Here is a 13,399-nt window from a genome sequence, read left to right on the forward strand (position 1 = left end):
TTCTTTAAGAAAGTAAGATCCCTGAAAGAAGATCAGGTAGATAGGTTTGGAGTGGAAGTATGGCGACATATGGAGCGGACAAATACTAATCGATCGAGGACTTAACCAAAGAAGTAAGAGACTCGGGCACGAACGGTCACGCACAGACCAACTTTCTTATCTAGTTTTGAGAGAACCGCGTTCTTTCAAGTAGTTACACATTGTCTGGTGGTTACGGCGAAGAGGTCACACCCGTTCCCATCCCGAACACGGAAGTTAAGCTTTTCAGCGCCGATGGTAGTAGGGGCTTCCCCCTGTGAGAGTAGGTCGTCGCCGGGCAATGTACATATTTTAAAATTACTAAACATTTTTCGTTTGGTTTTTTTTATTTTTTTAAAGGGCTAATTCTTGCAATTGGGCTCTTTTTTTTAGTATAATTAAAGTCAAAAATAGTCAAAGTCAGTGTGTTGAAAGGAGTGCATCCTTATGAAAAATATATCGGATATTATTGAGGCGTATTTGAAGCAAGTGTTGGAGGCAAGTGAAGCTGTTGAGATAAAACGAAGTGAGATGGCGGATCAGTTTCAGTGTGTGCCGTCTCAGATTAATTATGTGATTAATACTCGTTTCACGATGGAACGTGGGTATTTGGTGGAGAGTAAACGTGGTGGTGGCGGTTATATTAGGATTATTAAAGTGAAGATGAATGATAAACTGCAACTGCTAGATGCGATTATTGTGATGGTACATGAGAAGAAGGTGTCGCAGAATTTTGCGGAGGATGTGTTGCTTCGATTGCTTGAAGAGGAAGTTGTATCTAAGAGGGAGGCACGATTGATGTTGGCTGCAATGGATAGGAATGTTATTGCTATGCCACTTCCTGATCGTGATATTATAAGAAGTCGGATGCTTGAGGCAATGCTCGATGCATTGAAATATGAGTAGGAGGCGTTTTATGATTTGTCAGAGTTGTGGGGAAAATGAGGCGAATATTGAAATTAGGCATGAGTTTAATGGCCAGACCTTCTCGGTATTTTTGTGTAAGGCGTGTGCGGAAGCGCAGAGTATGGCTTATATGGAGGAACAGGTGACGGAGAATAACATTGATTTCTTGAGCTTGCTACAGAAGACGCCAGAAAATGATATTGCGCTTCTTGAATGCGAGTATTGTGGAATGTCTTTACAGGCTGTGATGGAGTCTTCGAAATTGGGATGTGAGCATTGTTATGAGCGTTTTGATGGGAAGTTGATGCAGATGATAGAACGAGCACAAAATGGGAATAAAGGGCATGTTGGCAAGGTTCCTTTAGCTGAAAGGGATGTTTTGGCGGGAAAGCAGCAGTTGAGCGTGTTGCAAGATAGGATTACTTTGCTGGTTGCTGAGGAGGCGTTTGAGGAGGCGGCCGTTGTTCGAGATCAGATTAGGGCTTTGAAAGAGGATGGAGCTGGTTTGGATGAGGAATGAGAGGCTATTTGAGCCTGTGCTCAGTTCTTGGTTGGAAAAGGTTGGTCCGGAAAGTGATGTCGTAATTAGTTCGCGTGTGCGGCTAGCCCGGAATTTTAAAGGTTGGAATTTTTCTGGGGCGGGGTTGGAGTTGCTGGAACGTGTTCGTGAGGTGTTTGGAAATGACGAGGATTTTCCATTTTTAGAGATGGGGGACTTGTCTTTGCTTGAGCGCGGGATGCTGGTGGAACGGCATTTGATTAGCCAGAGATGATGCGTCGGCATGGTTTTGGTGCGGTGATGATTCGTGAGGATGAGACGGCTAGTGTGATGTTTAATGAGGAGGATCATATTCGAATTCAGTGCATGGCGCCGGGGTTACAGCTAGAACAAGTGTTGGAAGATGCTTTTAGGCTAGATGATAGGTTTGAGGCTGGCATGGCGTATGCTTTCGACAAGCGTTTGGGGTATTTGACAACGTGTGTGACGAATGTTGGAACGGGACTTAGGGCTTCAGTGATGGTGCATTTGCCGGGATTAGTCGCAACAAAACAATTACAAAAAACGATAGAAGCGATTAGAAGGTACGGTTTTGTGGTAAGAGGAATGTATGGGGAGGGAAGTCGGCCTGCGAGCAACATTTTTCAAATTTCAAATCAGGTGACATTGGGGAAGACGGAACTTGAGATTGTGCAGGATTTGTCGGATGTGATGGAGCAGGTAATTATGCAGGAACGGGTTTGCCGAACCAAATTGAAACAAAAGTTCCATATCGTGATGGAGGACAGAATTTTCAGAGCGTATGGGATGTTGAAACATAGTCGGATATTGGCGCAGAAAGAGGCAGCGGACGCTATTTCTGATTTACGACTTGGCGTGCAAATGGGATATATTGAGCATATATCTAGTCAAAAGGTCAATGAACTGGTATTATTTTCGCAACCAGCTTTTTTACGAAAGTTTGCGCAGCGGGATATGAATGAATTGGAAGAAAAAGTGATTCGGGCTGCGGCTATCCGAGAAATTTTGGATACATACTAGGCTTCGAAAATTAGAGGAGGAAACTACCATGATGTTTGGGAGATTTACACAAAGAGCGCAGAAGGTATTGGCTTTGTCACAGGAAGAGGCTATGAGATTGAAACATAGCAATTTAGGGACGGAACATATTTTGTTGGGGTTGGTTCGTGAGGGTGAAGGTATCGCTGCGAAGGCGTTATATGAGCTTGGAATTAGTTCGGACAAGGTGCAAAAGGAAGTAGAGAGTTTGATCGGTGAGGGTGAAACGGCTGTTCAAACGATTCAATATACGCCGCGTGCGAAAAAAGTGATTGAGTTGTCAATGGATGAGGCGCGTAAACTTGGCCATACGTATGTCGGGACAGAGCATATTTTGCTCGGTTTGATTCGTGAGGGTGAGGGGATTGCGGCTCGTGTGCTTGGGAATCTTGGTGTGAGCTTGAATAAGGCGCGGCAGCAGGTATTACAATTGCTTGGTGGTGGCGATGGGGCGGCTTCTGGTCGCTCGACGAATACGCAAGCGACGCCGACTTTGGATAGCTTGGCGCGAGATTTGACGGTGATTGCGCGGGAAGAGAATTTGGACCCTGTGATTGGGCGTTCGAAGGAGATTCAGCGTGTGATTGAGGTGCTTAGTCGCCGGACGAAGAATAATCCGGTTTTGATTGGGGAACCTGGTGTTGGTAAAACGGCGATTGCGGAAGGGTTGGCGCAACAGATTGTTCGCAATGAGGTGCCGGAGACATTGCGCGGGAAACGTGTGATGACGCTTGATATGGGTACGGTTGTTGCTGGAACGAAATACCGTGGTGAGTTTGAGGATCGCTTGAAAAAAGTGATGGACGAGATACGCCAAGCGGGAAATGTTATTTTGTTCATTGATGAGTTGCATACGTTGATTGGTGCTGGTGGTGCAGAAGGTGCGATTGATGCGTCGAATATTTTGAAACCGTCGCTTGCTCGTGGGGAACTGCAATGTATTGGAGCGACAACGCTTGATGAGTATCGGAAGTACATTGAAAAGGACGCGGCGCTTGAAAGACGTTTCCAACCGATTCGTGTGGAGGAGCCAACTGTGGACGAATCGATTCAAATTTTGCGGGGGCTTCGGGATCGTTATGAGGCGCATCATCGGGTTGCAATTACGGACGCTGCGGTTGAGGCGGCAGTGAGATTGTCGGATCGTTATATTTCGGATCGTTTCTTACCGGACAAAGCGATTGATGTGATTGATGAGGCTGGTTCGAAGGTGCGTTTAAAGGCTTATACGACGCCTGCAAATGTGAAGGAAATGGAATCGAATTTAGCGGAACTGAAAAAAGAGAAGGATGCGGCTGTGCAAGGGCAAGAGTTTGAGAAGGCGGCATCGTTGCGCGATAAAGAACAGAAGTTAAGACGTGAGCTTACGGAGAAGAAGAAGGATTGGCATGCGAAACAAGGCCAAGATAATAGTGAGGTAACAGAAGAGGTAGTCGCTGAGGTTGTGGCGAGTTGGACGGGTATTCCTGTGACGAAGCTAGGCGAGACGGAGACCGATAAATTATTGAACATGGAGTCTTTACTTCATAAGCGTGTGATTGGTCAAGAAGAGGCTGTTAAGGCGGTTTCGCTAGCTGTGAGACGTGCTCGTGCTGGTCTGAAGGATCCGAAGCGCCCGATTGGCTCGTTTATCTTCTTGGGACCCACAGGTGTTGGTAAAACGGAATTGGCGCGTGCGGTTGCCGAATCGATGTTTGGTGATGAGGAAGCGATGATTCGCATTGACATGTCAGAGTATATGGAGAAATTCTCGACGGCGCGTCTTGTTGGGGCTCCTCCAGGCTATGTTGGTTATGAAGAGGGCGGGCAGCTAACGGAGAAAATTCGCCAAAAACCTTATTCGGTTCTACTTTTAGATGAAATTGAAAAAGCGCATCCGGATGTGTTTAATATGTTGCTGCAAGTGCTTGATGATGGGCGTTTGACGGATTCCAAGGGTCGTGTTGTTGATTTCCGAAATACGGTTATTATTATGACATCAAATATTGGGGCGCAAGAACTGAAGGATGATAAATCTGTTGGCTTCAATGTTTCTGATATGACGAAGGATCATAAGGCGATGCAACACCGGATGTTGCAGGAGTTGAAAAAAGCGTTCCGACCGGAGTTTATTAACCGGATTGATGAATCGATTGTTTTCCATTCGCTGGATGATAAGGAATTGAAACAAATCGTGACATTGCTTACGGAACAGTTGACGAAGCGTTTGGGTGAGCGTAATATCCACGTTAGTTTGACGGAAAGTGCGAAGGAAAAAATTGCAAAAGATGGCTATGACCCAGAGTACGGTGCGCGTCCGCTCAAACGTGCGATCCAGAAAAATGTCGAGGATCGTTTGTCGGAAGAGTTGTTGCGTGGAACGGTTAAAGTTGGCGATACGGTCGTTATTGGAACCAAAGCTGGTGAATTAACGGTTTCGGTGAAGGAGAAGAAGAAAACTCCTGCTCCTAAGAAGAAAACAACGACAACAACTGCTACGAAGGCAAAAGCGAAGGCGAAACCTAAAACAAAGACGGCTAAACCTGCTAAATCGGAGTAAATGAATTTTTGAAAAGTGATGAGAATCTGAAACTGGATTTTCATCGCTTTTTTGTTTAGGCATATTGCTTGTGTTGGAGTGGACTTTAAGGTTTATACTGGACTGGATGGCATAACTTTTTGGAGGGGATAGATAGATGGAATATATGAAATTTGGGAATACGGGCATGGATGTTTCGCGAATCTGTTTGGGCGCGATGGGGTTTGGCGATGTGGAAAAATGGACGCATAAGTGGGTTTTGGATGAGGAGCACAGTCGGCCAGTGATTAAGAAAGCGCTTGATTTAGGAATTAATTTTTTTGATACGGCGAATGTTTATTCGATGGGCGAGAGTGAGAAGATTCTTGGCAAGGCCTTGAAAGATTATGCGAATCGGGATGATATTGTGTTGGCAACGAAAGTACACCAGATAATGCGTCCTGGGCAGCCGAACGGTGGCGGGCTTTCGCGCAAGGCAATTTTGAGTGAGATTGATCATAGCTTGGAGCGTTTGGGGACGGATTATGTGGATTTGTATATTATTCATCGTTGGGATTATGATACGCCGATTGAGGAGACGATGGAGGCGCTACATGATGTGGTGAAGTCGGGAAAAGTTAGGTATATTGGGGCGAGTGCGATGTATGCGTGGCAATTCCAGAAGGCACAGTATGTGGCGGAGCGCAATGGTTGGACGAAATTCGTTTCGATGCAAAATCATTATAATATGATTTATCGGGAGGAGGAGCGTGAGATGGTGCCGTTTTGTCGGGATGGGAAAATTGCGTTGACGCCGTATAGTCCGCTTGCTTCTGGTCGTTTGACGCGTGATTGGTCGGAAACGAGTCTGCGTTCGGAGACGGATCAGGTGCAGCATTCAAAATATGATGGGACGATGGAAGCGGATCGCGGGATTGTGGAACGGTTGGCGGAAGTTGCTGTGAATCATGGTGTGACGCGTGATAAGATTGCGCTTGCTTGGTTGTTGAATAAGGATCAAGTTGTTGCACCGATTGTTGGTGCGCAAAAAGAGAGTCATTTGGAGAGCGCGGTTGCGGCACTTGATTTGGAGTTGTCGGCGTCTGAGATGGGCTATCTGGAAGAATTGTATGTGCCGCATCCATTGGTAGGGTTAATTCCAGATCCGCGAAATAAGTAAGGCAAATCTAACGCTAGGTATATCATTAAAATAGTCTGGAAATTGGAGGGCGTGATGGCCTTCCTTTTTTGTGAATGGAATTTTGAAGATGGGTGATTTTTGTGGGGGGAAGTGTGGTAGAATAGGGACAGATATGAAAAATTGGAAGGTGATTTGAGAATGGCGAAGGCGAAGCGTAGTGTGAAATTTATGTGTCAGGAATGTGGATATGAGTCGCCGAAATGGATGGGGAAATGTCCGAATTGCGGGGCTTGGAATCAGATGGTGGAGATGCTGGAGCCAACGAAAAAGGGTCGCTCATCGTTTACGCATACGGATGAGGCTGCTGCGGCTGTGCCTATTACGAAGATAACGAGCGATAATGAACCGCGGTTCTTGACGCAGATGCCAGAACTCAATAGGGTGCTTGGTGGTGGGGTGGTGCAGGGCTCGATGGTACTTGTTGGCGGCGATCCGGGAATCGGGAAATCGACTTTGCTGTTACAAGTTTCGGCGCAACTCACGATGACCGGAAAAAAAAGTGTTGTATATCTCTGGTGAGGAATCGGTGAAGCAAACGAAATTGCGCGCGGAGCGGTTGCTTGTGACGGGAGATAATTTGTATGTGTACGCGGAGACGAATCTGGATGCGATTCAGCAAACGATTCAGCAAGTGAAGCCAGATTTTGTAATTATTGATTCGATTCAGACGGTGTATCATCCAGATGTGACGAGTGCGGCGGGGAGTGTGTCGCAGGTTCGGGAGTGTACGGCGGAATTGATGCGGATTGCAAAAGGTGGAAACATTGCGGTGTTTATCGTTGGTCACGTGACGAAGGAGGGCGCGATTGCGGGTCCGCGAATGTTAGAGCATATGGTGGATACGGTGCTTTATTTCGAAGGGGAGCGGCATCATGCCTACCGGATTTTGCGGGCGGTTAAAAATCGGTTTGGATCGACGAATGAGATTGGTATTTTTGAGATGCGTGATATTGGGCTGGTGGAAGTCGCGAATCCGTCGGAGGTTTTCTTGGAGGAACGATTGGACGGGGCTTCGGGCTCAACGGTTGTCGTTTCGATGGAGGGGACACGGCCAATTTTAGTGGAAATACAGGCGCTTATTTCACCGACGATGTTTGGAAATGCGAAGCGGATGGCGACTGGGATGGATCATAATAAGGTATCGCTGATCATGGCGGTGCTTGAGAAGCGTGTCGGACTCTTACTTCAAAATCAGGACGCGTACTTGAAGGCGGCGGGCGGCGTGAAGCTAGATGAGCCGGCGATTGATTTAGCAGTGGCGGTGAGTATTGCGTCGAGTTATAACGATAAACCTACGAAAAGTACGGATTGTTTTATTGGTGAAATTGGTTTGACTGGTGAAATTAGACGAGTGTCGCGGATTGAACAACGTGTGCAGGAGGCCGCGAAACTGGGCTTTAAGCGGATTTTTATACCGATGAATAATCAAGGGGAATGGAAGATCCCGAAAGATGTTAGTATTGTGGGGGTTTCGACACTTTCTGACGCGCTGAACAAGGCTTTACCAAAATAATTTTTATGTGGGACTGTTATTTTGCCAAAACAGTCCCGTTTTAATTGCGGTATGGGCTTTTGTTAGTGTAGAATGAAGGGGTATGGACATAAAAAAATAGGAGAAAGGAGGAGAAATAATGCTGAAATGGGTAATTAGAATTTGTTTTATGATTATTGGCGGTACGATCGGCGTGTTTACGCTTCCTGAGCTTTGGATAACACTCGGCGTGAACGATATTTTTGTCATTAATAATCCTTATACAGACGCATTGGTTGGTGCACTTATATTTTATCTTATTACTTTTTGGGCGGTGAAGTATGTGGTTGCCGCGCTGAACTGGTTGGAAAATGGTCTTACGAAAACTTCCAATACAGTGATTATTTATGGTGGTCTGGGGCTTATGATTGGCTTAGTTATTGCTTTTTTTGCAGGGAATGCGTTGAATCAGACGAAAATCCCGATTTTAAATTCAGTGGTACCGGTAATTTTAACGTTGGTGCTAGGTTATTTGGGCTTCCGGGTTGGGATTAGCCGGCGGAATGAATGGGGGAACTTATTTGCGAATCGCGGTGTGAAGAAGAAAACTCCTGAGGAAGTGAAAGAGGAGGCTACGGCGGCTCGGGAATATAAGATTTTGGATACGAGTGTTATTATCGATGGTCGGATTGCGGATATTTTGGCGACGGGATTCCTTGATGGGACGATTGTGATTCCATTGTTTGTTTTGGCGGAGTTGCAGCATATCGCGGATTCGTCGGATACATTAAAGCGGACGCGTGGTCGTCGTGGTCTGGATATTTTGAACCGACTGCAAAAAGAGGAATCAATCAAGGTCGAGATGTATGAGGGCGATTTTGAGGAGATTTCGGAAGTGGATAGCAAGCTTGTGAAACTGGCAAAAGTGATGCAAGGGAAAGTCGTGACGAATGATTATAACTTGAACAAGGTTTGTGAGTTTCAGAACGTCGCGGTTTTAAATATTAACGACTTGGCGAATGCGGTGAAACCTGTGGTGTTACCGGGTGAGAAAATGACGGTTCTCGTTGTGAAGGATGGTAAGGAGCACAATCAAGGTGTGGCTTACTTGGACGATGGAACGATGATTGTTGTCGAGGATGGTCGTAAGTTTATTAATGAGACGATTCAGGTGGAGGTAACGAGTGTGTTGCAGACTTCGGCGGGTCGGATGATTTTTGCGAAACCGGCTTAATTTGGACTTTAGGAGTAATGCTGGATGAAATATGAATTGATTCTTTTGGCCGCGGGGCAAGGAAAACGAATGCAGTTGGACGGAAATAAAATGTGGCTGGACATTTCTGGTGATGTTTTGTTTATCCATACGATTCGAACGTTTTTAGAGGATATCAAGTGTTGCCGGATCGTTGTTGTGGCGCAAGAGGATGAGTTGGATTATGTGCGCAGGATGATTGATGGGCTGCATGTGCAAAAGGAAATTTTGATCGTAACGGGAGGATCGGAGCGGCAGTATAGTGTTGCGAAGGGACTTGCGGAATGTGGCGAGATAGCGGACGTGGTGCTGGTGCATGATGGGGCGCGACCTTTTGTAGAACAGGCGATGATTGATCGACTACTCACGGACGTTGCGGTTCATGGGGCAACAATTTGTGGAATGCCAGTCAAGGATACGATGAAACGAGTGCAAAATGGGATGATCGAAGAGACCATTGACCGCTCGGTGCTATGGCAAGTACAGACGCCACAAGCTTTTCGAACGGAGATTTTAAAACAGGCGCATGAGATTGCGGCGGCAGCGAAATTTTTAGGGACGGATGAGGCGTGCCTTGTAGAACGACTTGGTGTGACGGTTCACATGGTTGAGGGAAGTTACAATAATATCAAGGTGACAACGCCAGAGGATATTGCTTTTGCGGAAGCGATTTTGCAGGAGAAATGGAGGAATCGAGCATGATTCGAGTGGGGCAAGGATATGATGTGCACCAGTTAGTGGAAGGTCGTAAGTTGATTATTGGCGGGATTGAGATTCCGTACGAGAAGGGCTTACTTGGACATAGTGATGCGGATGTGTTGCTACACACGGTGACGGATGCTGTGATTGGTGCTGTCGGCAAACGCGATATTGGTCATTTTTTCCCGGATACGGATATGGCTTATAAGGACGCGGATTCGGCGGAGCTCTTGACGAAAGTTTGGACGGAAATCGTGGCGGATGGCTATAAGCTTGGCAATATTGATTGCACGATTATAGCAGAGAAGCCCAAGATGGCGCCTTATGTGGATGCGATGAAAGTGCGCATTGCGGAGTTGTTGCACGCGACGCCAGAACAGGTGAACGTGAAGGCAACAACATCGGAAAAATTAGGATTTACAGGTCGTGGCGAGGGAATTGCAAGCCTAGCTGTTGTACTTTTAGAAAAATAAAGGAGTGGTAAACATGAGTGAAGCTAAGAAGGTGCGCGTACGTTATGCACCAAGTCCGACGGGGCATTTGCATATTGGGAATGCACGTACGGCGTTATTTAATTACTTATTTGCAAGACATAATAATGGGGATTTTGTGATTCGCATTGAAGATACGGATTTAAAAAGAAATATTGAGAACGGTGAGTCGAGCCAGTTAGAGAATTTGGCATGGCTTGGTATGGATTGGGATGAAGGCGTAGATAAAGGCGGCGAATACGGTCCTTACCGTCAAAGTGAGCGTCAAGATTTATACAACCTGTTGATTGAGCAAATTCTCGCAGAAGGCAAGGCGTACAAGTGTTACTGTACATCAGAAGAGCTGGAAACCGAGCGCGAGGAGCAAAAAGCGAATAGCATGATGCCTCGTTATAGCGGGAAATGTCGTCATTTGACAGCAGAACAACGCGCGGAAAAAGAAGCGCAAGGCCTAGAACCGAGCATTCGTTATGCGGTACAACCTGGTAAGACGTATACATTTAATGATATGGTCAAAGGTGATGTATCATTCGAATCAGACGGTATCGGTGATTTTGTTATCGTGAAAAAAGACGGAATTCCAACCTATAATTTTGCTGTGGCGGTAGATGATTATTTGATGGAAATGACGCATGTGTTACGTGGAGATGACCATATTTCCAATACACCAAAGCAGTTGATGATTTATGAAGCGTTCGGTTGGGAACCGCCTGTATTTGGGCATATGACGCTGATTGTGAACGAAAGTAAGCGTAAATTAAGTAAGCGTGATGAGTCGATTATTCAGTTTATCGAGCAGTATAAAGATTTAGGTTATTTACCAGATGCGTTGTTTAACTTTATTGCGATGCTTGGTTGGTCACCAGAAGGCGAAGAGGAGATTTTCTCGAAAGACGAGTTTATCAAAATTTTCGATCCGAAGCGTTTGTCGAAATCTCCAGCTTTGTTCGATACGCACAAATTAACATGGGTCAACAACCAATACGTGAAAAAATTAGATCTAGATCAAGTAGTGAATTTGAGTTTGCCGCATTTAGTGAAGGCTGGGGTTGTTTCAGCAACTGCGGATGCCCAAGAATTGGCTTGGGTCCGAAATCTTGTTTCTCTATATCATGAACAAATGAGTTACGGCGCGGAAATCGTAGAACTCTCGAAGATGTTCTTCACGGATGATGTGACGTTTGACGAGGAAGAGAGAGAAGTTTTGGCGGGAGAACAAGTTCCCGAAGTTTTAGCAGCATTTAAAGAAGAGATGGCAACGATTGAGCCGTTTGCAGCAGATGAGGTAAAAGCAGCTATCAAACGTGTGCAAAAAGCGACAGGTGCAAAAGGAAAAGGGCTATTCATGCCAATTCGGATTGCAGTTACTGGCGAAATGCATGGCCCAGAATTACCACAATCCATTGAGGTTCTTGGTCGAGAAAAAGTAGTAAACCGTTTAGAAAATCGTTTGACCGAAGCAAAATAGCATGATAAAAGGACTTATCCGATTTAGGGTAGGTTCTTTTCGTTACAAATATATTACATTTAAAGAACGGTGGCGTAACATAATTAGGCGGATAAACGCTTTTATATCAGCGTTTTATTCTATTTCGGTTAATTATTAGTAATTTAATTGTAATAAAAGTATTGACTTCGTAATAATGTTGATGTAATATAAAGATATCGAAAGGGCGCCCCTTAGAAAACAAAGGAAATTTGCACTTATTAATGAATAATACAACTCAAAGGAGAGATTTATGATGAGCAACGTAATGAGCGGTAAAACAGTTAAAATGGTGGCAGCAACAGGATTGGCTTTGGCATTAGCTTTTACAACAGTAGCAGCAGGAGCGTTTACGGCAGATGCAGCGCAAACAACGTATTACACAGCGAAACCACAAATGGTAACAGTGAAATCAGCGGTGAATGTGCGTGCTAGTGAATCTATTAACTCTAAAGTACTCGGCACACTGAAAAAAGGTGAAAAAATTTATTTCGTGAAAGACAACTATGGCTGGAGTAAGGTTACTTATAAAGGTAAGACTGGTTATGTCGGAACGCGTTTCTTAAATATTCCTGGTCAACAAGTGGGTAAAGCAAAAGCAGTACTAGCCAAAAAAGCAGTAGTACCGAAAGTGGCAACACCAGCAAAGAAAAAAGCAGTAAAGACCTCAGAAGCGAAAGTAACAACAAAGATGGTAACAGCCAAATCAGCAGTTTACGTTCGTGCTAATGAAAGTAAAAATGCAAAGATTTTAGGTACGCTACAAAAAGGTGAGAAAGTTACATTTGTGAAAGATGACTACGGATGGAGCAAAGTAATCTATAAGGGTCAAACCGGCTATGTCAGCACACAATTCTTGAACGTAAAGTAATACGCATTAAAAATCCTCTACACGAAGAACAAGTCGCAAAGAAAATGTGGCTTGTTTTTTGTTTGCATTATCAGAATTTAATGTATAATAAAGTGGCGCTATAGAAATAGTGGCGAATCGATATGTGGGGGAATTGAGATGACATTAGAATTTAGATACGCAGTAGAAAAAGATATACCATTGATTTTAGGATTTATCAAGGAATTGGCGGACTATGAAAAAATGCTTGACCAGGTCGTTGCAACAGAAGCGGATTTGCAAGAATGGCTTTTCGATAAAGAGAAGGCGGAGGTTATTATCGGAGAATATGAGGGAGACGCTGTTGGTTTTGCTCTCTTTTTTCATAATTTTTCAACATTTCTTGGTCGAGGCGGTATTTATTTGGAAGACCTTTATGTTAGGCAGGAATTACGTGGGAAAGGCTTTGGTAAGGCGTTTTTGAAACGTTTGGCGGAGATTGCGGTAGAGCGTGGATGTGGACGTTTAGAGTGGTGGTGTCTGGACTGGAATCAGTCTAGCATTGATTTTTATTTGACGATGGGAGCCGAACCGATGGAGGATTGGACGGTGTATCGGATTGCTGGGGATACGCTTGCTGAACTGGCGAAATAGGAAGCTGATTTTAGAAGTAATTTTTAATGACGGTGGGCGTGCTCTGTGGTACAATGGGGATTAATAAGTTAAAATGTTGATGGGAAGAAGTAGGAAATATGGCGGCTTTGTAGAGAGAGCTACGAAAGGCTGAAAGTGGCTTAGTACGCCTATTCTGAAATGCATCTCGGAATCTTTGTGGGAAAATTGCAGTATCACAAAGCGGCGATTGACCGTTATTCAAAATGAGATAGGTTTAGGTACAAATTCTTAACGTGAAACAAGCGAGGGGCGTCCCCCTTCTTTTAGAAAGAAGGGACGCCGAACGGTGTTTTCGCGCAGATACATCAAGAATGGA

9 protein-coding genes, 2 rRNA genes and 3 pseudogenes are annotated in these 13,399 nt (G+C 45.0%); all 14 read left to right on the plus strand.

Annotated elements, in window-relative coordinates; genetic code table 11:
• Nucleotides 1–109 (plus strand): 23S ribosomal RNA (locus tag PGRAN_RS13295); the annotation flags it as partial.
• Nucleotides 110–203: 94 nt separating this feature from the next.
• Nucleotides 204–318 (plus strand): 5S ribosomal RNA (rrf, locus tag PGRAN_RS13300).
• A gap of 147 nt (nucleotides 319–465) precedes the next feature.
• Nucleotides 466–924: a CtsR family transcriptional regulator gene (locus PGRAN_RS13305; protein WP_036067760.1), complete on the plus strand. Its 459-nt coding sequence runs from the start codon at nucleotides 466–468 to the stop codon at nucleotides 922–924.
• A gap of 10 nt (nucleotides 925–934) precedes the next feature.
• The gene (locus tag PGRAN_RS13310) at nucleotides 935–1,444 is read left to right on the plus strand and encodes a UvrB/UvrC motif-containing protein (protein ID WP_036067762.1); all 510 of its coding nucleotides are present in this window, start codon (nucleotides 935–937) and stop codon (nucleotides 1,442–1,444) included.
• Nucleotides 1,434–2,464, plus strand: a pseudogene (locus tag PGRAN_RS13315) (protein arginine kinase). The gene PGRAN_RS13310 and the pseudogene PGRAN_RS13315 overlap by 11 nt, the downstream one beginning before the upstream one ends.
• A 28-nt stretch (nucleotides 2,465–2,492) precedes the next feature.
• On the plus strand, nucleotides 2,493–5,021 hold the full coding sequence (locus PGRAN_RS13320; RefSeq protein WP_051998650.1) for an ATP-dependent Clp protease ATP-binding subunit: 2,529 nt from the start codon (nucleotides 2,493–2,495) through the stop codon (nucleotides 5,019–5,021).
• A 136-nt stretch (nucleotides 5,022–5,157) separates the two neighbouring features.
• Complete coding sequence (locus PGRAN_RS13325) at nucleotides 5,158–6,159, plus strand: aldo/keto reductase (RefSeq protein ID WP_036067765.1); 1,002 nt, start codon at nucleotides 5,158–5,160, stop codon at nucleotides 6,157–6,159.
• A gap of 159 nt (nucleotides 6,160–6,318) precedes the next feature.
• Nucleotides 6,319–7,693: pseudogene (gene radA, locus PGRAN_RS13330) on the plus strand (DNA repair protein RadA).
• 118 nt (nucleotides 7,694–7,811) lie between these two features.
• A complete protein-coding gene (locus tag PGRAN_RS13335; RefSeq protein ID WP_036067767.1) occupies nucleotides 7,812–8,885 on the plus strand; it encodes a PIN/TRAM domain-containing protein in 1,074 nt (357 codons plus the stop codon).
• A gap of 24 nt (nucleotides 8,886–8,909) precedes the next feature.
• A pseudogene (gene ispD, locus PGRAN_RS13340) lies at nucleotides 8,910–9,627 on the plus strand (2-C-methyl-D-erythritol 4-phosphate cytidylyltransferase).
• Nucleotides 9,602–10,075, plus strand: coding sequence for a 2-C-methyl-D-erythritol 2,4-cyclodiphosphate synthase (gene ispF, locus PGRAN_RS13345; protein WP_036067769.1), 474 nt, complete (start codon nucleotides 9,602–9,604; stop codon nucleotides 10,073–10,075). Before ispD ends, ispF begins: the two are co-directional and overlap by 26 nt.
• Before the next feature lie 13 nt (nucleotides 10,076–10,088).
• Nucleotides 10,089–11,561, plus strand: a complete 1,473-nt coding sequence (gene gltX, locus PGRAN_RS13350; RefSeq protein ID WP_036067771.1) for a glutamate--tRNA ligase — start codon at nucleotides 10,089–10,091, stop codon at nucleotides 11,559–11,561.
• Between the two features lie 271 nt (nucleotides 11,562–11,832).
• Nucleotides 11,833–12,450, plus strand: a complete 618-nt coding sequence (locus PGRAN_RS13355; RefSeq protein WP_077914693.1) for an SH3 domain-containing protein — start codon at nucleotides 11,833–11,835, stop codon at nucleotides 12,448–12,450.
• A gap of 138 nt (nucleotides 12,451–12,588) precedes the next feature.
• A complete protein-coding gene (locus PGRAN_RS13360) occupies nucleotides 12,589–13,062 on the plus strand; it encodes a GNAT family N-acetyltransferase (RefSeq protein WP_077914694.1) in 474 nt (157 codons plus the stop codon).
• Nucleotides 13,063–13,399 lie beyond the last annotated feature (337 nt).

This window comes from Listeria grandensis FSL F6-0971 (assembly GCF_000525835.1).
GTDB lineage: Bacteria > Bacillota > Bacilli > Lactobacillales > Listeriaceae > Listeria_A > Listeria_A grandensis.

Coding starts and splice junctions, on each gene's coding strand:
- PGRAN_RS13305 (WP_036067760.1), top strand. CDS start 466: ATGAAAAATATATCGGATATTATTGAGGCGTATTTGAAGCAAGTGTTG.
- PGRAN_RS13310 (WP_036067762.1), top strand. CDS start 935: ATGATTTGTCAGAGTTGTGGGGAAAATGAGGCGAATATTGAAATTAGG.
- PGRAN_RS13320 (WP_051998650.1), top strand. CDS start 2,493: ATGATGTTTGGGAGATTTACACAAAGAGCGCAGAAGGTATTGGCTTTG.
- PGRAN_RS13325 (WP_036067765.1), top strand. CDS start 5,158: ATGGAATATATGAAATTTGGGAATACGGGCATGGATGTTTCGCGAATC.
- PGRAN_RS13335 (WP_036067767.1), top strand. CDS start 7,812: ATGCTGAAATGGGTAATTAGAATTTGTTTTATGATTATTGGCGGTACG.
- ispF (WP_036067769.1), top strand. CDS start 9,602: ATGATTCGAGTGGGGCAAGGATATGATGTGCACCAGTTAGTGGAAGGT.
- gltX (WP_036067771.1), top strand. CDS start 10,089: ATGAGTGAAGCTAAGAAGGTGCGCGTACGTTATGCACCAAGTCCGACG.
- PGRAN_RS13355 (WP_077914693.1), top strand. CDS start 11,833: ATGATGAGCAACGTAATGAGCGGTAAAACAGTTAAAATGGTGGCAGCA.
- PGRAN_RS13360 (WP_077914694.1), top strand. CDS start 12,589: ATGACATTAGAATTTAGATACGCAGTAGAAAAAGATATACCATTGATT.